General features: G+C 56.8%; 20 protein-coding genes and 1 pseudogene. 10 read left to right on the forward strand and 11 right to left on the reverse strand.

Annotated elements, in window-relative coordinates:
* Positions 1-21: 21 nt before the first annotated feature.
* Both xylG and K5D32_RS06410 read left to right on the forward strand, forming a co-directional pair.
* The gene (gene xylG, locus K5D32_RS06405) at positions 22-1,578 is read left to right on the forward strand and encodes a D-xylose ABC transporter ATP-binding protein (protein ID WP_221599518.1); all 1,557 of its coding nucleotides are present in this window, start codon (positions 22-24) and stop codon (positions 1,576-1,578) included.
* Positions 1,579-2,715, forward strand: coding sequence for a sugar ABC transporter permease (locus K5D32_RS06410; protein ID WP_221599519.1), 1,137 nt, complete (start codon positions 1,579-1,581; stop codon positions 2,713-2,715). It begins immediately after the preceding gene.
* 59 nt (positions 2,716-2,774) lie between these two features.
* Here the strand turns inward: K5D32_RS06410 and K5D32_RS06415 are convergent, their stop codons facing one another.
* The gene (locus tag K5D32_RS06415) at positions 2,775-3,878 is read right to left on the reverse strand and encodes a hypothetical protein (protein WP_260407264.1); all 1,104 of its coding nucleotides are present in this window, start codon (positions 3,876-3,878) and stop codon (positions 2,775-2,777) included.
* The gene (locus K5D32_RS06420) at positions 3,875-4,246 is read right to left on the reverse strand and encodes a hypothetical protein (RefSeq protein WP_216705194.1); all 372 of its coding nucleotides are present in this window, start codon (positions 4,244-4,246) and stop codon (positions 3,875-3,877) included. The genes K5D32_RS06415 and K5D32_RS06420 overlap by 4 nt, the downstream gene beginning before the upstream one ends.
* A gap of 254 nt (positions 4,247-4,500) precedes the next feature.
* Here K5D32_RS06420 and K5D32_RS06425 point away from each other — a divergent pair, with 254 nt between their 5' ends.
* Both K5D32_RS06425 and K5D32_RS06430 read left to right on the forward strand, forming a co-directional pair.
* Positions 4,501-5,199 (forward strand): tRNA (adenine(22)-N(1))-methyltransferase TrmK, encoded by a 699-nt coding sequence (locus K5D32_RS06425; protein ID WP_311775770.1) that lies wholly within the window; start codon positions 4,501-4,503, stop codon positions 5,197-5,199.
* Positions 5,200-5,271: 72 nt separating this feature from the next.
* A complete protein-coding gene (locus K5D32_RS06430) occupies positions 5,272-5,814 on the forward strand; it encodes a demethoxyubiquinone hydroxylase family protein (RefSeq protein WP_311775771.1) in 543 nt (180 codons plus the stop codon).
* Between the two features lie 42 nt (positions 5,815-5,856).
* Here the strand turns inward: K5D32_RS06430 and K5D32_RS06435 are convergent, their stop codons facing one another.
* Positions 5,857-6,777 (reverse strand): aromatic alcohol reductase, encoded by a 921-nt coding sequence (locus K5D32_RS06435; RefSeq protein WP_221599520.1) that lies wholly within the window; start codon positions 6,775-6,777, stop codon positions 5,857-5,859.
* A gap of 93 nt (positions 6,778-6,870) precedes the next feature.
* Here K5D32_RS06435 and K5D32_RS06440 point away from each other — a divergent pair, with 93 nt between their 5' ends.
* Both K5D32_RS06440 and K5D32_RS06445 read left to right on the forward strand, forming a co-directional pair.
* Positions 6,871-7,326, forward strand: a complete 456-nt coding sequence (locus K5D32_RS06440; RefSeq protein ID WP_221599593.1) for a helix-turn-helix domain-containing protein — start codon at positions 6,871-6,873, stop codon at positions 7,324-7,326.
* 147 nt (positions 7,327-7,473) lie between these two features.
* Positions 7,474-8,037: an NADAR family protein gene (locus K5D32_RS06445; RefSeq protein ID WP_221593439.1), complete on the forward strand. Its 564-nt coding sequence runs from the start codon at positions 7,474-7,476 to the stop codon at positions 8,035-8,037.
* Positions 8,038-9,021: 984 nt separating this feature from the next.
* On the opposite strand, the gene K5D32_RS06450 is transcribed toward K5D32_RS06445, so the two are convergent.
* From K5D32_RS06450 to K5D32_RS06475, 6 genes and pseudogenes are all read right to left on the reverse strand, one after another.
* Positions 9,022-9,693, reverse strand: coding sequence for a hypothetical protein (locus K5D32_RS06450; RefSeq protein ID WP_221599521.1), 672 nt, complete (start codon positions 9,691-9,693; stop codon positions 9,022-9,024).
* Between the two features lie 48 nt (positions 9,694-9,741).
* Positions 9,742-9,888: a hypothetical protein gene (locus tag K5D32_RS06455; protein ID WP_221599522.1), complete on the reverse strand. Its 147-nt coding sequence runs from the start codon at positions 9,886-9,888 to the stop codon at positions 9,742-9,744.
* 344 nt (positions 9,889-10,232) lie between these two features.
* Positions 10,233-10,722 (reverse strand): annotated as a pseudogene (locus tag K5D32_RS06460) (GNAT family N-acetyltransferase).
* A gap of 201 nt (positions 10,723-10,923) precedes the next feature.
* The gene (locus K5D32_RS06465; RefSeq protein ID WP_409372858.1) at positions 10,924-11,487 is read right to left on the reverse strand and encodes a phospholipase D family protein; all 564 of its coding nucleotides are present in this window, start codon (positions 11,485-11,487) and stop codon (positions 10,924-10,926) included.
* A gap of 52 nt (positions 11,488-11,539) precedes the next feature.
* Positions 11,540-12,091, reverse strand: a complete 552-nt coding sequence (locus K5D32_RS06470) for a hypothetical protein (RefSeq protein WP_221599523.1) — start codon at positions 12,089-12,091, stop codon at positions 11,540-11,542.
* Between the two features lie 24 nt (positions 12,092-12,115).
* Positions 12,116-12,403, reverse strand: coding sequence for a hypothetical protein (locus K5D32_RS06475; RefSeq protein WP_221599524.1), 288 nt, complete (start codon positions 12,401-12,403; stop codon positions 12,116-12,118).
* A 391-nt stretch (positions 12,404-12,794) separates the two neighbouring features.
* On the opposite strand from K5D32_RS06475, the gene K5D32_RS06480 reads away from it, so the two are divergent.
* Entirely contained in the window at positions 12,795-14,165 is a 1,371-nt protein-coding gene (locus K5D32_RS06480) for a gluconate:H+ symporter (protein WP_221599525.1), read from the forward strand.
* Here K5D32_RS06480 and K5D32_RS06485 read toward each other — a convergent pair.
* Entirely contained in the window at positions 14,145-14,660 is a 516-nt protein-coding gene (locus K5D32_RS06485; RefSeq protein ID WP_221556050.1) for a nuclear transport factor 2 family protein, read from the reverse strand. The genes K5D32_RS06480 and K5D32_RS06485 overlap by 21 nt on opposite strands.
* A gap of 1 nt (position 14,661) precedes the next feature.
* Positions 14,662-15,741, reverse strand: a complete 1,080-nt coding sequence (locus K5D32_RS06490; protein ID WP_221599526.1) for an aldo/keto reductase — start codon at positions 15,739-15,741, stop codon at positions 14,662-14,664.
* A gap of 143 nt (positions 15,742-15,884) precedes the next feature.
* Between K5D32_RS06490 and K5D32_RS06495 the strand changes: the two genes are divergently transcribed.
* The 3 genes from K5D32_RS06495 to K5D32_RS06505 all read left to right on the forward strand — a co-directional run bounded on the left by K5D32_RS06495 (position 15,885) and on the right by K5D32_RS06505 (position 20,273).
* Positions 15,885-16,805 (forward strand): AraC family transcriptional regulator, encoded by a 921-nt coding sequence (locus K5D32_RS06495; RefSeq protein ID WP_221599527.1) that lies wholly within the window; start codon positions 15,885-15,887, stop codon positions 16,803-16,805.
* 77 nt (positions 16,806-16,882) lie between these two features.
* On the forward strand, positions 16,883-17,932 hold the full coding sequence (locus K5D32_RS06500; protein ID WP_221536770.1) for a nucleic acid/nucleotide deaminase domain-containing protein: 1,050 nt from the start codon (positions 16,883-16,885) through the stop codon (positions 17,930-17,932).
* A gap of 154 nt (positions 17,933-18,086) precedes the next feature.
* The gene (locus K5D32_RS06505) at positions 18,087-20,273 is read left to right on the forward strand and encodes an OsmC domain/YcaO domain-containing protein (protein ID WP_221599528.1); all 2,187 of its coding nucleotides are present in this window, start codon (positions 18,087-18,089) and stop codon (positions 20,271-20,273) included.
* Positions 20,274-20,396: the final 123 nt, after the last annotated feature.

A 20,396-nucleotide genomic window follows, 5' to 3' on the forward strand; every position in this document is an offset into this window, starting at 1 on the left:
CCCCTTGTGTGAGCCTTTGCCATGTCCGAGTACCTGCTGCAAATGAACGGCATCGTCAAAACCTTTGACGGTGTCAAAGCCCTCAATGGCATCGACATCAGGATCAGGCCGGGAGAGTGCGTCGGGCTGTGCGGCGAAAACGGTGCCGGTAAATCCACCCTGATGAAAGTGCTGTCGGCGGTCTATCCCCATGGCACCTGGGACGGTGAAATTCTCTGGGACGGCCAGCCGCTCAAGGCCCAGTCGATCAGCGAAACCGAAGCCGCCGGCATCGTCATCATTCATCAGGAACTGACCCTGGTTCCCGACCTGTCGGTGACCGAAAACATTTTCATGGGCCATGAGCTGACATTGTTCGGCGGACGCATGAATTACCCGGCCATGACCCGCCGCGCCGAAGCCCTGATGCGTGAGCTGAAAGTGCCGGACATGAACGTCTCGCTGCCGGTTTCCCAGTACGGCGGTGGCTACCAGCAACTGGTGGAAATCGCCAAGGCGCTGAACAAGCAGGCGCGTCTGCTGATCCTCGATGAGCCGTCCTCGGCCCTGACCCGTTCGGAAATCGAGGTGCTGCTGGACATCATCCGCGACCTCAAGGCCAAGGGGGTTGCGTGCGTCTATATCTCCCACAAGCTTGATGAAGTGGCCGCCGTGTGCGACACCATTTCGGTGATCCGTGATGGCAAGCACATCGCCACGACCGACATGGCGGACATGGACATTCCCCGGATCATCACCCAGATGGTCGGGAGGGAAATGAGCAACCTGTATCCCACCGAACCCCACAGCATTGGCGAGGTGATTTTCGAGGCACGCCACATCACCTGCTATGACGTCGACACCCCCAAACGCAAGCGGGTCGACGGCATTTCCTTCGTCCTCAAGCGCGGCGAAATCCTCGGTATCGCCGGGCTGGTGGGAGCGGGGCGCACAGAGCTGGTTTCGGCGCTGTTCGGCGCGTATCCCGGTCGTTATGAAGGCGAAGTCTGGCTGGAGGGTCAGCGAGTCGATACCAGCACGCCGCTCAAATCCATCCGTGCCGGCCTGTGCATGGTCCCCGAAGACCGCAAGCGCCAGGGCATCATTCCGGATCTGGACGTCGGTCAGAACATCACCCTGGCCGTGCTGGAGAACTACTCGCGGCTGAGCCGTATCGACGCCGAAGCCGAGCTGCATGGCATCGATCAGGAAATCTCGCGCATGCACCTCAAGACCGCGAGCCCGTCGCTGCCGATCACCAGCCTGTCTGGCGGCAATCAGCAAAAGGCCGTGCTGGCGAAGATGCTGCTGACCAAGCCCAAAGTGCTGATTCTCGATGAGCCCACCCGTGGCGTGGATGTCGGTGCCAAGTACGAAATCTACAAGTTGATGGGCGCGCTGGCGGCTGAAGGCGTGTCGATCATCATGGTGTCCTCGGAGCTGGCCGAAGTGCTCGGCGTGTCGGATCGGGTGCTGGTAATCGGCGAAGGTCAGTTGCGCGGCGACTTCATCAACCGCGATCTCACTCAGGAACAGGTGCTCGCCGCTGCCCTCAGCCAGTCCGCTGGCCATAACAATAATGATCGGAAGTCTGCGTAGATGAACCAGGTCAAACAGCTCTTCACCCGCTACAAAATGCTCGCACTGGTCATCGCCGTGGCGATTATCTGGCTGTTTTTCAGTTGGCAGACCGAAGGCGGGTTCCTTACCCCGCGCAATCTTTCCAACCTGTTGCGCCAGATGTCCATCACCGGGATTCTGGCCTGCGGTATGGTGCTGGTGATCATCAGTGGCGAGATCGATCTGTCGGTGGGCTCATTGCTGGGCCTGCTCGGTGGACTGGCGGCGATTCTCGACGTGATCTACCACGTACCGCTGCTGGCGAACCTGAGCATTGTGGTGCTGTGCGGGCTGATGATCGGCATCGCCAACGGCTACATGACCGCCTACCTGCGCATCCCGTCATTCATTGTCGGGTTGGGCGGCATGCTGGCGTTTCGCGGCATCCTGCTGGGCATCACCGGCGGCACCACCATCGCCCCGGTTTCGCCGGAGCTTGTTTACGTGGGGCAGGGCTATCTGCCGCATGCGGTGGGAACGGGCCTTGGGATTGTGCTGTTTGCACTGACGCTGTTCCTGACCTGGAAACAACGCCGCAATCGCGCCCTCCACGGGCTGGCGGCGCACTCACTGGTGCGCGACATCCTGCGGGTGGTGTTGATTGGCGCGGTGCTGGCCGGGTTCGTTCATACCCTCAATAGCTACGACGGCATTCCCGTGCCGGTGCTGCTCTTGCTGGTTCTGCTGGGCGTATTCAGCTACGTGACCAGCCAGACCGTCTTCGGACGTCGCGTCTATTCCGTGGGCAGCAATATGGAAGCCACTAGGCTGTCCGGCATCAACGTGCAGGCCGTGAAGCTGTGGATCTTCGGCATCATGGGCGTGATGTGCGCGCTTGCCGGCATGGTCAACACCGCACGCCTGGCCGCAGGCTCGCCCTCGGCTGGCAGCATGGGCGAACTCGACGCCATTGCTGCCTGCTTTATCGGCGGCACCTCCATGCGCGGCGGCTCCGGCACGGTGTATGGCGCGTTGCTCGGAGCACTGGTCATCACCAGCCTGGACAACGGCATGTCCATGCTCGACGTAGACAGCTACTGGCAGATGATCGTCAAGGGCAGCATTCTGGTACTGGCCGTGTGGGTCGATGTGAGCACCCGCAGCGGGCGACGCTGATCTGTGAAAACGAATGACAACGCCTTGCCCCACGCTGGCGGCAAGGCGATCACTCTTCCTCAGTTCGCCTTCACGCTATACGACGGCCCCCACACCGACTTGCCGCTGGTTTCACGCGCCTTGATAGTGATCGGTCGATAGGTCAGCTCTTTGAGGACTTCAGCCATTTTCGGCAAACCCCAGTCCGCCGGGTTCTGACTTTTCCTGACTTCCTCGACTTCCCCCAGCAGTTGCACCAGGGTCAGTTGCTTCAGCTCACAGCGCATCTGTTCCTGATCGGCCTGCTTGCAACTGTTTTCCCGCAGTTCGGCGGCAGGTGGTTCGGCAAAGAAGCCATCGATCAGGATCACTTCACCCGAGGCAATATCGAAGCTCGCGAACTCCTTGTTGATCTTGGCCGTCACGCTGCGGGCTTCAATGGTTCGCTGCTTTATGCTTTCCGTCCAGCCTGCTGGCGAGCTCTCTCGTTTGACGTCGTAGGAGCTCTTCCCCCAGCTCGTGCATTCGTTATTGACCACGCGCACGGAGGTGCAGTAATCCTCCTGCACGGTTTCGTTGCGGTAGCTGGCGTCTTGCCATTTCTTGCCCCGCTCGAACTCATCGAATGTTATCGACTTGAGCATGGCGTAACCCAGCGACGAAGGCTGAATGTTGCGTCCGCCAGGCGGCTCGAATGCGGCTGTGCGGGGCAAGTTGTAGCTCACGCCACTGATGCTGTAATGGCCGGGATCGACCAGGTAGATCTTGTAGAGCGTTCTGCCGAATACCAGCTGGAAGTATGAGTTTTCCCTGTTGTTTTCATCGGTGTTGTTACTGGTGTCGTAACCGACCTTGATCCTGGAAGACGGGCGAGAAGTGTTGGTCCATTCGGTAACGCCAGAGCGCAGTCGCAGGAACAGGGCGATGTCATCGTTGTTCCCGAAGTCTGTCTTGAGGCTGTCCAGACTGGCGCTTGGCACGACCAGAATGGCTTTGCCTGAGGTCTTGAACCGGGCAAACATCTCGTCATGAGCCTTGCGTGCTTCCAGCATCGAAGTTGGCTGCGAAACCGGCTGGGCCGACATGGCGTTGAACCCTTGACCGGGCGGCGCTATCGGCACGCAACCACTCAGTGTCAGGCTGCCCAGCGTCAGCGTGAACAGCGCGCTAACGGCGCCTTTCATGATCCGCAGCGCCCGGCTGCTTTCAGCAGCGCATTGCAGTTGGCTGGGGCCGCAGTGTCGGACGGTGTCTGTTTACCGGAACCTTCCACCGGGCCCGAGCAAAGCGTGTCTGAATCCAGAGCTACGAGGGTTGTGTAGTAGCAGTTATAAACACCTTTGCTGCTTTGTGCCTTGAACTTCACCGAGTCCAGTTCACCGCGCTTGTCGAAAATCCTGACTTTCTCTGGCGTGGTGTTGAGGGTCACAGCTGCCTTTTCCTGCAAACTCGTATCACTGACGGTTTTGGATGCCACGATCCCGCAACCCTGAAGCAACGAAACCGCCGCGCCGGCCATGAGTAGTTGAATAACAGTTTTATTCAGGGTCATTTTTCGTATCCACGTGATGTACAGGTAGGTAGTGCAGGGCCTGATAAGCGGCAACACTGTTCAACAAGACATTCTCCACGCGGGCTCGATAAAACCTATAGCTCAGGCAGTCTATTGAAACCTCTTCAGGGGTGTGCTAGTTCGGCTTGTCTTTACGTTATTGGCCAAACATTTGAAATCCCCGCCATTACTCGACAGAATCCCGCCCCGATCGGCCAACAGTGCGGGTCGTTCGTGTTGAAAAGGGGCGGCAGTTGAACGAACAGACATTGTCCATGCGCCTGGAGCGTGTAGCTGCACATGTACCAGCAGGTGCGCGTCTGGCCGATATCGGCTCGGACCACGCTTACCTGCCCGTGGCCCTGATGCGCCGTGGCGCCATCGTGTCAGCGGTGGCGGGGGAGGTGGCCTTGACGCCGTTCCATGCGGCGCAACGTACCGTGCGTGAGAACGACCTTGAGCAATCGATTACCGTGCGCCAGGCCAATGGCTTGGCGGCGATCAGACCGGAAGACGGAATCACCGCGATCAGCCTGTGCGGCATGGGCGGCGAGACGATTCGTGACATCCTCGACAGCGGCAACGTGTATCTGAGCGGTCAGGAACGTCTGGTCCTGCAACCCAACGGCGGCGAGCAACCGCTGCGCCACTGGCTGATGGAAAATGGCTACCGCATCCTCTGCGAAGAAGTGCTGCGGGAAAACCGTTTCGACTACGAAATCATTGTTGCCGACCGCTCCGGGCCGGTGGTCTACTCTGCCGAAGAGCTGTTCTTCGGCCCGCTGCAGATGCAGGCCCGCAGCCCGGCTTTCTTGCTCAAATGGCAGCGCTTGCTACTCAAGAGGCAGAAGACCTTGACCAGTTTCGCCCAGGCACGACAGGTCGTGCCCGAAGAGAAGATGCAGGAAATTAACCGGCAGATTTGCTGGATTACCGAGTTGTTGGGGGCTTAGGCCCCAAGTCAGCGCTTGCTTATCTGCCTGACGTTACAGCAAGCTGCTCCCCATCGAACAAGGCATCTCAGCGTGAACTCCCCAGACGACATGGCTAATGGAAGTGACCTCGGCAACCGCATGATGAAGGTTGACCATGCAGGCGAGCATGGCGCGATTTGCATCTACAGCGGCCAGCTGTTCATGGCCCGGTTGTTCGCGCCGGGCATGGTGGATGAACTCAAGGAATTTCTCTCCCACGAACGCCGCCATCGAACCGTCTTTCAGGCAGAACTGCAACGCCGCAACTATCCCCGCTGCCGCAGTTACTGGCTATGCGGTATCGGCGGCCTGGCGCTGGGCCTGATCACCGGCCTCTGTGGCCGCAAAGCCATTGTCGCAACCACCGTCGCGGTTGAAAGTGTGGTGCTTAAACACCTTGCCCATCAACTGCATGAGCTACGCGATATCGATCCTCATGCAGTAACGGCCATTACCTCGATCGTGGAAGAAGAGCAGCACCATCATGACCACTCAGCCGCGCAGATCGATGTTCGCGATCCCTGGTTCAGGGCGCTGACACCGGTTGTGACGGCCTGGACTGAAGCGGTGATCTGGATGGGGATGCGGTCTTGAGTCTGGTCAGGTAAAGGGCAGGTCGCAGCTCACGCCACCTGCTCAGAGCAGATGTTGCTCAATCCACTGACCAACAGTGATGGTATCGATCTGCCGTTCGGCGTTGTAACTGTGCGCCTTGGGCCAGGCGACGCCTTTGCCTTCAGCGAACACCGCCCGGTACTTGCGCAGCGAATCGTCGGGTGCCGCTGCCAGATCGGCCTTGAGCGCAGGCACCGTCCACTCCACACGTTCAACCGTGCGATTGAGCAACTGATCAACCGTGTCCGCCAATTGCCGGTAGGTGAGGGTGTCGCCCGCCGTGAAGACCACTTCATTGATCAGAGCGGGCTCAAAGAGGATGGACGCGGTCAGGCGGCCGATATCTTCCGGCGTGGTGACCGTCACGGCAGTGTCCCAACTGCCCAAGGCACGTACGATGTTCTGGCTGAGATCGACCACACCAAACGCAGGTTCAAACAGAAAGCTGGTGAACATGCCGGTGGAAATGATCAGCCATTGCACACGCGACTGGCCGCGCAGCAATTGACGCACGTCCAGTTGCTCGTCAAACAGGGTTTGAGGGCTGCCATAGCCGATCACGTCGTAATCCACACCGAATTGCCACGGCACATAACGTTTCGCGTCGGACTGCAACACGGCGCGGGTCAGCTTGAGTTGTGTCCCGGCACCGCCCGCAAAACCCAGGCAACTGACCACCGTGTCGAATCCGCTGAACAGCGCAGCCAGGCTTTCCTCGGAGTCGTTTGCAGCATCGGCAGACACCACCTCAATGCCTAGAGCGTTCAGCTCGTCGAGAGTTTGGCGTTTAGGTTCAGACGTCGTGTCCAGAGCCGATGGCCGCAGCATGACAGTGACGCGCGCAGCCGGCTGCGCTGCCAGTTCGCGAAGCACCGCCATGCCCAGCTCGCCCGCGCCCAGGACCAGAATAGTGTCGGTTTTTGCAGAGTCGTGTGAGTGCATCAGGAATTCCCGGTGAATGATCAGCGATGTTTTATCCTGTCATCCTTGACGAACATTCAGAAGAAGGCACACGAGTGATACCGCATGAAAGCAATGAGTGAAGATGAGGTCATCCGCCTTTCCCAAGCCACCTGCGACGCGCTCAGCGCCGAGGATGACGGCCTCAAACGCGAAGTCCTGACCCATGCAGGCAATCGCTGGTCACTGGGGATCGTCCATACGCTGGGAGTAGAGGGCAAACTGCGCCACGCCGAAATCGGCCGCCGCTTGCAAGGCATCACCCAACGCATGCTGACCCGCAGCTTGCGGCAACTCGAACGAGACGGCCTGATCTCGCGTTGCGATTACGGCGAGGTCCCGCCGCGGGTTGATTATGAGCTGACTCCGCTGGGGCGGAGTTTTCTGGCGCATATGGTGCCGTTGTGGACGTGGTTGCTGGAGAATGCGGAGGAGTTTCGGGCGGCGCGGGGGCGGTTTGATGGGGGGCGTAGAAGGTTGGTGACAGGGATTGCTTTCGGCCCAAGGCAGCGCTTTGCAGACGACTGCTAACGACCAGAATAGGTCTACCGGATTGCTGTTTGGTTAATATGCGAGAACCCTATACTGATTTGTCAGCCGAAAACCTACCAAACTTCGTGGTTGCCTTGGTCAGCACTGTAGCTGTAGCTTCGATCTTCAGCTAGCGAGGGCATCTCATTGAACAACTCTGAACATCTGAAAGAACTGTGCGCCCGTTTCAACTCAGGAGAGCACCTGAGCTTTTTGTTTTTCTGGGGGCACCAGCGCAGCAAAGCTGTCGTCACAGCTTCGTGCTTCAGCCAATGGTTCGAGGCCGGGTTTACTGTCGAGGGTCAACATTACCCAACGGCCGAACACTTCATGATGGCCGAGAAAGCGGCCTTGTTCGACGATCAGGAAATTCGTGCGCAGGTGCTCCAAGCGTCTACTCCCAATGCTGCCAAAGCACTTGGTCGTAACGTGCGCGGGTTTGATGATAAGGTTTGGCTACAACACCGATACGACATCGTCGTTCGAGCGAACCAGGCCAAGTTTTCTCAGAATCCGCAGTTAAAGGAATATCTTCTACAAACAGGTTCGCGCGTTATTGTCGAAGCCAGCCCGGTTGATAACATCTGGGGTATAGGGCTCGCACAGGACAACGCGGATGCGAACAATCCAAATCTGTGGAAAGGCTTGAATCTACTGGGGTTTGCGCTGATGCAGGTGCGGGACGGGGTCAGTATGCCAGCCGCAAGGTAGTGACCTTGCTCACGAAAAACGCAGAAACCTTGGCCAACGGCAAGGCTTCTTCCATGCGGCCTTATTAAGCCATCGCGTCAATCAACAAAAGCTGAGCTCCCGACTTTTCGTCGATGCCTTAGAGTGGCAGTTTTCGGCCGATTGTGTTGAAAAAGTTGGCTGCGACTTATGAGGGAAAAAGGTACGCGTCGGAGATTGAAATCTTGAATCTCCGCAGAGCCTTTCGGACTCAGATTTTACGCAGAAGCGCGCTAAAAAGAGGCGCTTTCATCAACCCATGATTTGGAATTCCGAAAAAATCGCTTTTTTCAACACAATCGGCCAAAAGCAGTCATTGAGCCAGGATGGGTTTGAAGGGAGCAGCTAATGCAACGTGGGTTCAAACCTCTCGTTCACTGCCAAATTTTAAATGACTAACCCGACGAAGATGTTAAAGGTTTCACGTTTTTTTAAGGGGGGGCAAAAAAGACCCAGATAGGATCACCCTGGGAATACTTGAGGACTTTCTTCAAGTGCGACATATACCCGCCTCCACTTTCGGCACTGCGTTAGCGAGCGACCACTACAAGCTTTGTCTTGTAAGAGGCGCAATCAGTTGGGCGGTGGAGCGTCCGCTCTTGGCCGGGACTCGCCTGTCGCACCAGACAGGCACTGGCCAGACGCGGTCGCCCTATGCCTACGAAAGCTGGTACGACTCAATTGGGTGATTAATGTTTGATAGACTTAAAAAACCCAAGCGGCCAGAGACTGGCGGCTTGGGTTTCGTCCCACCCCATACCCTTTAGGCTGATGGCGTTTCGGCTAATCAGTTTCCCTTTCGCCTAGCCTGCAAAGGCCGCAATCTACCGTCCTAAAAAGGCCTGAATCGCGCCGTGAAAGCGACAGGCTTTTCACGGGGCTAACCCCAAAGGGTGTACAGGCCAACGCGGATATACCGCAGTGAGGGCATTACGGTGCCCTCGTTCCGATTAGTGTTCGATCAACCTACCATACAGTCGGATAGTCAACAACACCCTCTACTGGAAAGCCATGATTCATTAGTGCCTGCCGAAGCAAAAATGGCAGAGTAAGCCCAATGTGCGGGTGTTTCTCGCTTAAGCTATTGGCGTAGCCATCTAACCAGGCAATGAGCTCAGCGCTACTTTTCTGATCCGATACTTCGGATGACCACACCGCATCCTCCGCACTGCTTAGAGTGAGCGTGATAGGTGAATCTAATTCAATTCTGCGCTGAACCACACTTCTGAAACTATCGGCACCCTGATGGTGAATTATCAATTTCATCACGGGTATTTTTTTGGTTGCCTTTCCGCTGGACTCTTTAAGCTCAAACACCACTTCGGCAAGCACCACCTTTCCTTCAATCCGGAAGAACGTCTTGGCTTGCGTGTTCGAGTCGAACGCCCAATACACACGGAATGTATGTCTTCTTAACTTGTGCCCGTAGATCTCAAGCAACGGCATTAACTGTACCTCAGTCGCGCACTTGGCCCCCTTGCTCCAGGCACTTACAATGGATTGCTGAACTCGACACTTTTCTGCAATTTCTCTCTGCGCCCAGCCATCATTGAGCGCGAGACGAATCAGCTGTCGCGTCAGCTTAAAAGGCTTTTTCTTAGCACTTTTCCCTTTACTTCTTTCGGACTGATCTTCCATGTATCTCCCGCTTAAAAAAATAAGGGGAGCAAAGCTCCCCCTAACACGTTATGACTTTTTCACCTGATTCTGTGGGTTCTCAGGGTTCTTTTGCCAGCCAGTGTGACCGTGGTTTTTGTCCCAGGTCTTGTTGGTGCCGTTGGTGCCAGGGTTACGATTGTGGGCGTTTGCCTTGTCATCGTTCTGCTTGGTCATGTTGGTGCTCCTTAGCTATGTGAGTAGAGAGCTCAGCCTACCAACTGGGAAAAACGCCACCACTGATCGTTTGGTGATGAACCGTGATAATTAGTGATATTTCACCATCGCGTGGTTTTGCACAAGCTGAAGCCAGCACTTGATGCAGGACAGTGGCGTGGCTGCGCGGACTACAAGTGAGAGTTTTACCCAAGAGGTAAGTGACCGCTTTTGGCCGTTTTCTGCCTGATGCAACGGGTAACTTTGGGTCGATTTCTGACTTCCGCGACTGACCGAATCGACCCGGAAAAGCCTTTCATAAAGGGTCGGAAGCGGCGACCAGGCTCCTGAGCCAAGCAGTCAAATCACGAAACGGTTTTCGCCATCTCAAAGGTAGCCGACCAGCCCAGTCTCATACACCGATTTGCCGGCCTTGGTCGCGTGTAGTACAGCAAAACTTATTCCGCGTTGGGCGAACTCGGCTTCAGCCAACTTCATCAGGGTTGAGGCCAGGCCCCGGCACCGGTAAGCGGGTTCGACGAAAACGTTCAGTACATAGCCGCGCTGGTCTAAGGTCGGATGGGACGGATGAGGTGGCCAGTCGATGCTCATCAGTCCTATCGCCGCCACAGGCTGCTCTGTGTCCATCAGCGCAAAACCGTAGTAGCGGCCATCGATTAAGCGCTGGTGCAATCAAGGCCGAAAGTGCTCAGTCATTACCTGCAACTCCGATGGGTCTCCTCCCGCTTCAAGGAACATCGTTTCGCGGTGCACACAAATGATTTCACGGTCATTTGGCTCTAATCGACGGGCCGTCAAGCCTGAAAAATCAAGGTTGCCGGGGATATCTTTCATTGCATGCACCTGGACGGAGCGGCCGATGCTAGGGCGGTCAAGAGGAAAATGTTAGACACAGATTGAGCGAAAGCGCGCCATACAGAGCAGCTAAGCACTCCGGCCGGCCTGTACGGCGCACATACCGCAACGTTTTTCATCCCCAAAGGCGTTCCGGTGCCGAAAGGGCAGCCCGGTCATTCAGCGGTATATGACTTCAATTCAATTCGGTAGAGCAGAATTCGGATAAGGCTCGCCATGGTCCCAGCGTGACTGCCAGTGCGCAACGTACTGGCGCGTAACTTCTGGCATGTCGCGAATGACGACCACGTTCTCGGAGTTGGCCGTTTCGGCGGATGACGCAAAGTTGAAGGAGCCTGTTTCGACGGTATTGCCGTCGACGATGATCGTCTTGTCGTGATGGATATGGAAGCGGTCGTTGGTCCGCAGTTCCACAGCGTTCGAGGTCACAAAGTCCATGGCGGCCTTGCTGGTTTTATTCTGGTTTCGTTTCTTGTCGATCACGATGCGTACATCGACTCCACGATTTTTTGCATCGACCAGAGCCTGCATGATGTCGGGGGCCTGGAATGAGTAGGCAAGCATCTGGATACTGTGCTGCGCACTGGCGATGGTTTGCAAGACCAGCGTTCGCGCCGAACCTTCCGGAGAGAATCCGACCTGAATGTTCGGTTCAGCATGAGAAAGGGCTGGAATGCTTAAAAGGGTTGCCAGCGCGATGTTTCGATATAGGGCCATGATTGAAGACCTTAATTCTGCAGACATCGAATTGCCCACATTCTCACCGAATCTCATACGAAACAGCAGGAGGCATCAGTCAGTCTGGCATCTTCTGCCAGTTCTCATCTTCATGGCCATATTTCCCGCCCCAGACTACATCCTTCTGACGCTGGAGTTTCCACTGTCCCTGCTCATTTTTGATCAGTTCATACGGTAAACCGCGACACTGGCGCAGGCGCACATCGACTTGCAGGCCGAACTGGTAATAGTGACCCTTCTGCGGCACAAAGGTCATGTGGCTGCTGCACAGGTTATCAGGGCCGTGATAGGCGAGGCCGATGCTTGTTTTCCGGCCTGCAATCACAGGCGTTTCGTAATAATCGCTCCAGGTCGATTTGTCCTGTTCGCTGTCCACAGGCATCCCGAGATCCTGGGTTCGTGTGAGTATGAATTCACTGCTGCGCACCAGGCCGCCAGTGCGTTGGCCATTGAGTTCCTGCTCGATAGAGGCCAGTTCGGTGCCGCCCACAATACGCACCCGCGCCGTATCCGGGCCAGCGGCGGGCGGGGTGAAAAAACTATTGTGGGGAAACTGGCTACAGCCGCTGGATAACATCAGCAACAGGGCGACGGCGGTTTTGCGATACATGCACTCTTCTCCGTGAATCAGCGATCAGGCAATCAACGTCAGCAGTTCAGCCGCCAACTCACGTGCGCCCTGCTGATAGGTGTTGCGCCAGGCTGCTGACCAGTCGGCAGGCCGCCCTTGTTCTTCCCACTCGGCCAGCGCCAGGCCATTGAGGATCTCCAGCTCAAACCACTGGCGTTGCCAGGCTTCGGCATCTTCAATCAGTGTGTTGTCCTGCCACAGAAACTCGGTGTGTGCGACAAAGTCGGCCCAGGTAAACAGAGTCTCGGATGCCTGTTTTGCCTGCTCGATCAACTGCGCCTTATCTGCCATATTTCACCGCCATCACTTTTCCAGAACATTGACTGTCGCGTGCCCCTGGTGTCGGGTTCGACACCTTTGGTCTGCGCTTGCACAAACCTTTGAATGTGGTCATGAATTGCCGAGAAACTTCGCCAGTGCACAAGCACTGAGACGCTATTCCAGACGACCAGTATTTGTCGGGTGTAGCGACCTTTCGCGAATAAATTCGCTCCCACACAAGAAGATTCATCCGTTTCCTCTCAGCAATCACCAGCCCCTGTTTGCTGCACGACCGCGCTGCATGTGACCTTTTGTGAAAATTTAACTGCGTCACAATGCCGCATTCCGGTATGGTTCTGAAAAATTGAGACAAATTGTTTCAATTCTTTCGTGATGAAACCATGCCGAGAAGGGGTTTACGTTGGATCTGTCGTCTGCTGCGTGGGTGTTGCATGACACCCGCCTGATCATCTGCTGCCTGATTGCGATTGCCACGATCATCGTGCTGATCAGCGCCACCAAACTCCCGCCGTTTTTGTCGATTCTGGTGGGGACTTTCATTGCCGGTATCGGCGCGGGGTTGCCGCCTGAGGCCGTTGCAAAAGCGTTCAGTAAAGGCGCGGGCGGTATTCTGGGCGAGGCGGGGATCATCATTGCCCTGGGCGCGATGCTTGGTGCGTTGATGGCCGAATCGGGGGCGGCGGACCGGATTGCTTCCACCTTGCTCGGGCTGGGCAAAGGCAAGACGTTGCCTTGGGTCATGGCGCTGGTGGCAATGGTTATCGGCCTGCCGCTGTTCTTTGAGGTCGGGCTGGTGATGATGGTGCCGATCATTTTTGTCATGGCGCGTCAGTCCAATCAGCCGCTGCTGAAAATCGCCATTCCGGCACTGGCGGGCATGACCACGCTGCATGCCTTGATGCCTCCGCATCCCGGGCCGCTGATTGCGGTCAGTGCCTTGCACGCCGATCTGGGGCTGACCATGTTGCTGGGGCTGTGTATTGCGGTGCCTGCGGTGATTCTTGCGGGGCCTCTTTATGGCAACTGGCTGTCGAAACGCATGCACATTGAAGAGCCAGCGGAGCTGGGCGAACTGTTCAGTGCCAAGCCCGATGTCCGCCGCCAGCCGAGTTTTGGCATTTCGTTGCTGATCATTCTTTTGCCGGTGATTCTGATGCTCGGCAGCACCCTGGCCAAGGTGCTCATGGAGCCTGAAAGCAGCGTCGCGCTGACCTTGAAGTTTCTCGGCGAGCCGCTGGTTGCCCTGGGTATCGCGGTGTTGGTTGCAACGGTGTGTCTGGGCTGGGCCAACGGTCTTTCCCGTGAGCATGTAGGCGGGACCTTGCGTAAAAGCCTGGCACCAATCGCCGTGCTGTTGCTGACCATCGGTGCCGGTGGCGGCTTGAAGCAGACACTGCTGGATGCCGGTGTCAGCCAGACCATCAGCAAAGTGGCGGAGGGCGCACACATGCCGTATCTGCTGCTGGCCTGGCTGATTGCCGTGGCGCTGCGACAGGCAACCGGTTCGGCCACCGTGGCAACCACCACGACCGCGGGCATCCTGGCACCGATGATGGCTGGTCTTGCACCGGTCGAGGCATCGCTGGTGGCCTTGGTGATCGGTGCGGGCTCGGTGTTTTTCTGCCACGTCAACGATGCCGGTTTCTGGATGGTCCGCGAATACTTCGGGCTGCAACTGAAGCAGACGATTTGGGTCTGGTCCGTGCTGCAGACCATCGTTTCGGTCGTCGGGCTGATCGGCACGCTGCTGTTATGGCACTGGTTGACGTGACGCCGTAGCCTCGGGAATGCGCCGCAAGACATCGTCATAAGGCGCAAGGTCGAGAAAGGCAGTGACTTCCACTGCCTTGCCGTTGCGCATATGAAAGATCCAGGCATAGCTGTTGTTATAGGCCTGCCCGTCACGCGCCATACCGGCACCCTCCCACTGGATGATGACGTGATCGCCATCCGCCCATACCTGCTTGCTGACGGGCCTTACCGGTCTGGACAGCCGGGATACAAATGGCCGGATGGCCTGCTCGATAAACGGGTCGAGGCCTCGGTAGACTCCGGCACTCGGCCCCGAGCCCTTGATCGTCCAGACGATGTCCGGTGTCAGCATTTCACTGAAAAAACTGTTGCCACCCGCGGCCCAGCGATCAAATGCCTCGCTGACGATTTGCTTGTTGCGTGCAGCAACGTCTGGCTCCGAAGCTGCAGTAACCATGCTCGACATGATCAGCACAACGAACGCCAGGGCTTTTCCAGGGTTTGATAGGGCCATGTCAAAGACTCCTTTCCAGGCCAGGCCCACGAGAGCCACCAAATATCAGTTGCTGCACCATCGGCCTTGATACGAAACGGGCCGGGAAGATCGGTTCGGGCGCACTGGCCTGATCCAGGCGCGCAATATGTTCGTCGTCCAGTTGCAGGCTGAGCGCGGCCAGGTTGTCCAGCGCCTGAGCCAGGGTTCTGGCACCCATGACTGGCGCGACGACGGCGGGGTTCAGCAGTGTCCAGGCCAGCGCTACCCGGGAAGGCGTCGCATTGGTCTCTTTGGCGATCTCGCTGACCACACTGGCGATTTCCAGAGAGCGTTCATTCATATGGCCGGATGAGCTGATCACGCCCTTGCGGGTCGGGGAAACATTCGCTTCGCTGGCCTGGCTCAGATCGTCACGGCTGTATTTGCCGGACAGGATGCCGCCACCCAGCGGCGACCACGGCAGCACGCCAAGGCCCATTGCCTGTGCCATCGGGATCAACTCGTGTTCGACGCTGCGTTCGACCAGGCTGTATTCGATCTGCAAGGCCACCAGAGGCGACCAGCCGCGAAGGTCGGCAAGGGTTTGCAACTGCGCGACCTTCCACGCCGGGGTGTTGCAGATACCGAGGTAGAGCACCTTGCCGCTGCGCACCAGATCATCCAGTGCCCGCATCACTTCGTCGGCAGAGGTAGTGAAGTCCCAGGCATGCAGATACAGCAATTCGATGCGATCCGTGTCGAGTTGCCTGAGGCTGGTTTCCACCGAACGAACCAGATTCATGCGATGGTTGCCGCCGGAATTGGGGTCGCCAGGGTCGCGGGCCATGGTGTATTTGGTCGAGACTACCAGGCGGTCACGCTTGCCCTTGAGGAACTGGCCCAGGATTCGCTCCGAGGCTCCATTGGTGTAATTGACAGCGGTATCGATGAAATTGCCGCCATTATCGACGTACGTGTCGAAGATCTGCCGGGCCTGGGCTTCATCCGCGCCCCAGCCCCAGTCAGAGCCGAAGGTCATGGTGCCAAGGGCGAGTGGCGAAACGCGCATGCCTGATCGTCCGAGCAGGCGGTAATGGTCGAGTGCTGAAAGAGTGGACATACTGAACTCCTGACAGAAAGTGGAACCTGAAATCCGTAGGCGTCAGTCTGCATTCAGTAGTGCGCCTGCCTGTAGCCGGATCGTCCTGTGTCCTTGCACGATTATCCGGGTGCGCAACAGGCCTGACCCTCAAAGGAGCAAACATGGGCTCTCTGGAAACGCTGGTCGATCTCATCCGCCGTCACACTCCGACTGACGGCATACACCCGACACCGATTGCCGGTGTCAGCCTGGTTCGCTCGGATTCGCCGACCGTTCCGATGCCTGTGGTCTATGAACCGACTCTTTGTCTTATCGCCCAGGGTCGCAAGCAGGTCATGGTCGGAACTACGTCTTATATCTACGACGCGGCCAAATACCTGGTGGCGTCCGTGGACATTCCCGTGACCGGCTCTGTGATCGAAGCGAGCGAGGCAGAGCCTTATCTGTGCCTTGTGCTCGACCTGGATATGGCCGTGTTGAGCGAGCTTGTCCTGCGGTATCCGGCCCCGGACGAAACGAATGGCTTGCCCGCTGCCGGCATCGAACTCAACGACACGACCCCCGAACTGCTGGACGCCGCTGCAAGGCTGGCCCGGCTGCTGGATACGCCGAACGATATCGAAGCACTGGCTCCGCTGACGGTTCGCGAGATTCTCTACCGGCTGCTGATCAGTAGCGGCAACGGCGTGGTGCGGCAAATGGCCAAGGCCGACAGTCGCCTGAGCCAGATCGCCAAGGCGATTGCCTGGCTGCGCAGTCATTACAGCGAAACCTGCCGCATCGATGATATTGCCGATATTGCAGGCATGAGCCGTTCCACCTTTCATGCGCACTTCAAGGCCGTCACCTCCATGAGCCCACTGGAATTTCGCAGTCAGTTGCGATTGCAGGAAGCCCGTCGGTTGATGGTGGCCGAAGCGCTGGATGCGGCAGGTGCCGGTTATCGGGTGGGCTACGAAAGTCCTTCACAGTTCAGCCGGGACTATGTGCGCATGTTCGGGTTGTCACCGGCCAGGGATGCCAGTCGGTTGCGTGGAACTGTTCAGAAGGGAGCTGCGGCCATGCTTCTTTTTCCTGCTTAGCCCGGTACTCGATGGATGCTTTTTATCCGTTATAGTGAACTCTTTATGAGTGCTTTATCAGGTATCAAGGAGGAACGATGTCGGTAAATGCTTTGGATTTGATGCGTCCCAACGAGCTTTGTTACATCTCAACAATAATAAAAGCCGCTGCAGCGACAAGAGACTGGAATGCGGTGTTGGGATCCAGGGCAGCAGGCAAGGTACAGGAAGTACAATGTATGCGAATCAAGGATAAATTATTTATTGCCGGTAACTTCGACCGTATTGATGAGGGCGAGTTGATAAAGTCTTATCTGGCCTCCTTCGGAGTCAGTAACCGCGCAGAGTTTGAGTCGTGCATGCGTTACAGTCATGAGTTACTGTCGATGGACAGCACACTCTGGATAGCAGTTGATAAACACAAGGTGACAAACGATCCCGGATACACGGCTCGCAAAGTAGCGGTAGATTCACACCGCATGCCAAAGTACAGCCCTCAAGATAATTCGGTTATTCAGGGGTTTGCTGAGGTAAAGCCGATATTTCTCGCGAGCCCGCCCACTAATGAGCACGTGGGTGCAATGATGGATTTGATCGCAACACCAAAATCGACGGACCTGAGCAGAAACCAGAAGCTTTCATGGTTCCTGCGTCATTTTCTGGGCGTTTCAGAGGCCTCGGGAGCAACAAAGGCAACAGGTCAACCAAATGCTTTTACAAGTAGCTACGCGGCCAGTGGTGAAATCAATATTGTGAAAAGCATCAAGGATGTTCATGCAGAACTGGTTCTGCTTTCTTTTTTGACCAGGGAGGTTTTGGCAAATCCTGTCAAGTTTAGTGGCCAAACTGTTTATCTGGGCGGTTCTAAGAATGCATGCCTTTGGTGCAAGGCATGGATAGACAACTATCGGAAGTGGATCAAGGAGTGGTTCAATGTAAAGATCCTGCTCCCTAGCGAATATACCAGTGAAATAGAGGCGTTCAAGCGCCCGAATGGCAGTGGTGCCGGCAAACGTCCCATGTTGGATGGCATGCCTTACTCGGGTGAGTTTGCGAAGGCATTATTCAATGGAGGAGGTGGTGGCAGTTGTGCCGACCTGGCGGCATTGGGGGATACGCCAAACAAGCTCTTGGCGTGGGTGGAGTAATTAGCCAGAGGACTTCCCACTAACAGCGTTCAGTGACCAAGTCGCAGGAATGGGTTGTCTGAGGCCGTCGGCACAGCCGTGAAAGCGCAAGACTTCCCGCTGAAAAACCGGATAATGGCCGCCAATCGTTTGCTCGCTATTCTGGTAATCCCGCATGGAAATCAAGGTCAACTTTCTCGACAACCTCCGACTTGAAGCCAGGTTCGATGACTTCACGGTGGTTGCCGATCAACCTATCCGCTACAAGGGCGATGGTTCGGCACCGGGTCCGTTCGACTATTTCCTGGCCTCATCGGCCTTGTGCGCGGCTTACTTTGTGAAGTTGTACTGCGAAACCCGCAACATCCCCACCGACAACATTCGCCTGTCGCAGAACAACATCGTCGATCCGGAAAACCGCTACAACCAGATCTTCAAGATCCAGGTCGAGCTGCCTGCGGATATCTCCGCCAAGGACCGTCAGGGCATCCTGCGCTCCATCGACCGCTGCACGGTCAAAAAGGTGGTGCAGGCCGGGCCTGAGTTTGTGATCGAAGAAGTCGAGAACCTGGACGCCGACGCTCAGGCGTTGCTGATGCCGAGTCTGTCTTCGGGAGCGGGCACCTGCATCGCAGGCAAGGACCTGCCGCTGGAACAGACCATCGCCAACATGTCGGGCATCCTGGCGGGCCTTGGCATGAAGATTGAAATCGCCTCGTGGCGCAATATCGTGCCCAATGTCTGGTCGCTGCATATCCGCGATGCGCAATCGCCGATGTGCTTTACCAATGGCAAGGGCGCGACCAAGGAAGGCGCGCTGGCGTCGGCGTTGGGGGAGTTCATCGAACGGCTCAACTGCAACTTCTTCTACAACGATCAGTTCTGGGGCGAAGACATCGCCAATGCCGAGTTTGTGCATTACCCGGACGAGCGCTGGTTCAAGCCGGGCCGTAAAGATGCGCTGCCGGAAGAAATCCTCGACGAGTACTGCCTGGAAATCTACAACCCCGACGGCGAACTGCGCGGCTCGCACCTGTACGACACCAACTCCGGCAATGTCGAGCGTGGCATCTGCTCGCTGCCATATGTGCGTCAGTCGGATGGCGAGGTGGTGTACTTCCCGTCCAACCTGATCGAAAACCTGTTCCTCAGCAACGGCATGAGTGCCGGTAACACGCTGGTCGAAGCGCAGGTTCAATGTCTGTCGGAAATCTTCGAGCGGGCAGTAAAGCGTGAAATTCTGGAAGGTGAAATTGCACTGCCGGATGTGCCGCAGGACGTGCTGGCGAAATACCCCGGCATTCTGGCCGGCATCCAGGGCCTGGAAGAGCAGGGCTTCCCCGTTCTGGTGAAGGATGCGTCCCTGGGCGGCGAATTCCCGGTGATGTGCGTCACCTTGATGAACCCGCGTACCGGTGGCGTCTTTGCCTCGTTCGGCGCGCACCCAAGCTTTGAAGTGGCGCTCGAGCGCAGCCTGACGGAATTGCTGCAGGGCCGCAGTTTTGAAGGCTTGAACGACTTGCCGCAGCCGACTTTTGAAAGCCATGCGGTGACCGAGCCCAATAACTTCGTCGAGCACTTTATCGACTCCAGCGGCGTGGTGTCGTGGCGCTTTTTCAGTGCCAAGTCCGACTTCGAGTTTATCGAGTGGGATTTCTCCGGCCAGGGCGAAAACTCGAATGCCGAAGAAGCCGCGACGCTGTTCGGCATTCTCGAAGACATGGGCAAAGAAGTGTACATGGCGGTGTACGAGCACCTGGGCGCTTCGGCCTGCCGCATTCTGGTGCCGGGTTATTCAGAGATCTATCCGCTGGAAGACCTGATCTGGGATAACACCAACAAGGCGTTGCTGTTCCGCGCCGACATCCTGAACCTGCACAGCCTGAACGCTGCCAGCCTGAAAAAACTGGTCAAGCGCCTGGAAGACAGCGAGCTGGATGACTACACCGACATCACCACCTTGATCGGCATCGAGTTCGACGACAACACGGCCTGGGGTCAGTTGACGATTCTGGAACTGAAACTGCTGATCTACATCGCCTTGCAGAAGTTTGAAGAGGCGAAGGAGTTGGTGGAAGCCTTTCTGCAGTTCAACGACAACACCGTCGAGCGCGGCTTGTTCTATCAGGCCTTGAACGTGGTGCTGGAAGTTGAACTGGACGAAGAGCTGGCGCTTGAAGACTACGAAGTCAACTTCCGCCGCATGTTCGGCAACGAGCGAATGGACGCGGTCCTGGGCTCAATGGACGGCAGCGTCCGCTTCTACGGCCTGACGCCCACCAGCATGAAGCTCGAAGGCCTCGACAGACACCTGCGCCTGATTGACAGCTACAAGAAACTGCACGCGGCGCGGGCAAAATAAACCGAGTAGGAGCGAATTCATTCGCGAAGGCGGCATTTAAAACGATGCATCTCTGCCGGATGGCCGAGTACCTAGCCCGATGTTCGGGAGTAAAGGGCGATATTGCTTGGCCGTCAGGTACCT

The sequence above is a fragment of the Pseudomonas cichorii genome (assembly GCF_019719005.1).
In the GTDB taxonomy this organism is placed as follows: Bacteria; Pseudomonadota; Gammaproteobacteria; order Pseudomonadales; family Pseudomonadaceae; genus Aquipseudomonas; species Aquipseudomonas cichorii_E.

What these genes read in the sequence shown, in the direction of transcription:
- xylG (WP_221599518.1), top strand. Translation starts at nt 22, where the DNA reads ATGTCCGAGTACCTGCTGCAAATGAACGGCATCGTCAAAACCTTTGAC.
- K5D32_RS06410 (WP_221599519.1), top strand. Translation starts at nt 1,579, where the DNA reads ATGAACCAGGTCAAACAGCTCTTCACCCGCTACAAAATGCTCGCACTG.
- K5D32_RS06415 (WP_260407264.1), bottom strand. Translation starts at nt 3,878, where the DNA reads ATGAAAGGCGCCGTTAGCGCGCTGTTCACGCTGACGCTGGGCAGCCTG.
- K5D32_RS06420 (WP_216705194.1), bottom strand. Translation starts at nt 4,246, where the DNA reads ATGACCCTGAATAAAACTGTTATTCAACTACTCATGGCCGGCGCGGCG.
- K5D32_RS06435 (WP_221599520.1), bottom strand. Translation starts at nt 6,777, where the DNA reads ATGCACTCACACGACTCTGCAAAAACCGACACTATTCTGGTCCTGGGC.
- K5D32_RS06440 (WP_221599593.1), top strand. Translation starts at nt 6,871, where the DNA reads ATGAGTGAAGATGAGGTCATCCGCCTTTCCCAAGCCACCTGCGACGCG.
- K5D32_RS06450 (WP_221599521.1), bottom strand. Translation starts at nt 9,693, where the DNA reads ATGGAAGATCAGTCCGAAAGAAGTAAAGGGAAAAGTGCTAAGAAAAAG.
- K5D32_RS06455 (WP_221599522.1), bottom strand. Translation starts at nt 9,888, where the DNA reads ATGACCAAGCAGAACGATGACAAGGCAAACGCCCACAATCGTAACCCT.
- K5D32_RS06465 (WP_409372858.1), bottom strand. Translation starts at nt 11,487, where the DNA reads ATGTCTGCAGAATTAAGGTCTTCAATCATGGCCCTATATCGAAACATC.
- K5D32_RS06470 (WP_221599523.1), bottom strand. Translation starts at nt 12,091, where the DNA reads ATGTATCGCAAAACCGCCGTCGCCCTGTTGCTGATGTTATCCAGCGGC.
- K5D32_RS06475 (WP_221599524.1), bottom strand. Translation starts at nt 12,403, where the DNA reads ATGGCAGATAAGGCGCAGTTGATCGAGCAGGCAAAACAGGCATCCGAG.
- K5D32_RS06485 (WP_221556050.1), bottom strand. Translation starts at nt 14,660, where the DNA reads ATGGCCCTATCAAACCCTGGAAAAGCCCTGGCGTTCGTTGTGCTGATC.
- K5D32_RS06490 (WP_221599526.1), bottom strand. Translation starts at nt 15,741, where the DNA reads ATGTCCACTCTTTCAGCACTCGACCATTACCGCCTGCTCGGACGATCA.
- K5D32_RS06495 (WP_221599527.1), top strand. Translation starts at nt 15,885, where the DNA reads ATGGGCTCTCTGGAAACGCTGGTCGATCTCATCCGCCGTCACACTCCG.
- K5D32_RS06500 (WP_221536770.1), top strand. Translation starts at nt 16,883, where the DNA reads ATGTCGGTAAATGCTTTGGATTTGATGCGTCCCAACGAGCTTTGTTAC.
- K5D32_RS06505 (WP_221599528.1), top strand. Translation starts at nt 18,087, where the DNA reads ATGGAAATCAAGGTCAACTTTCTCGACAACCTCCGACTTGAAGCCAGG.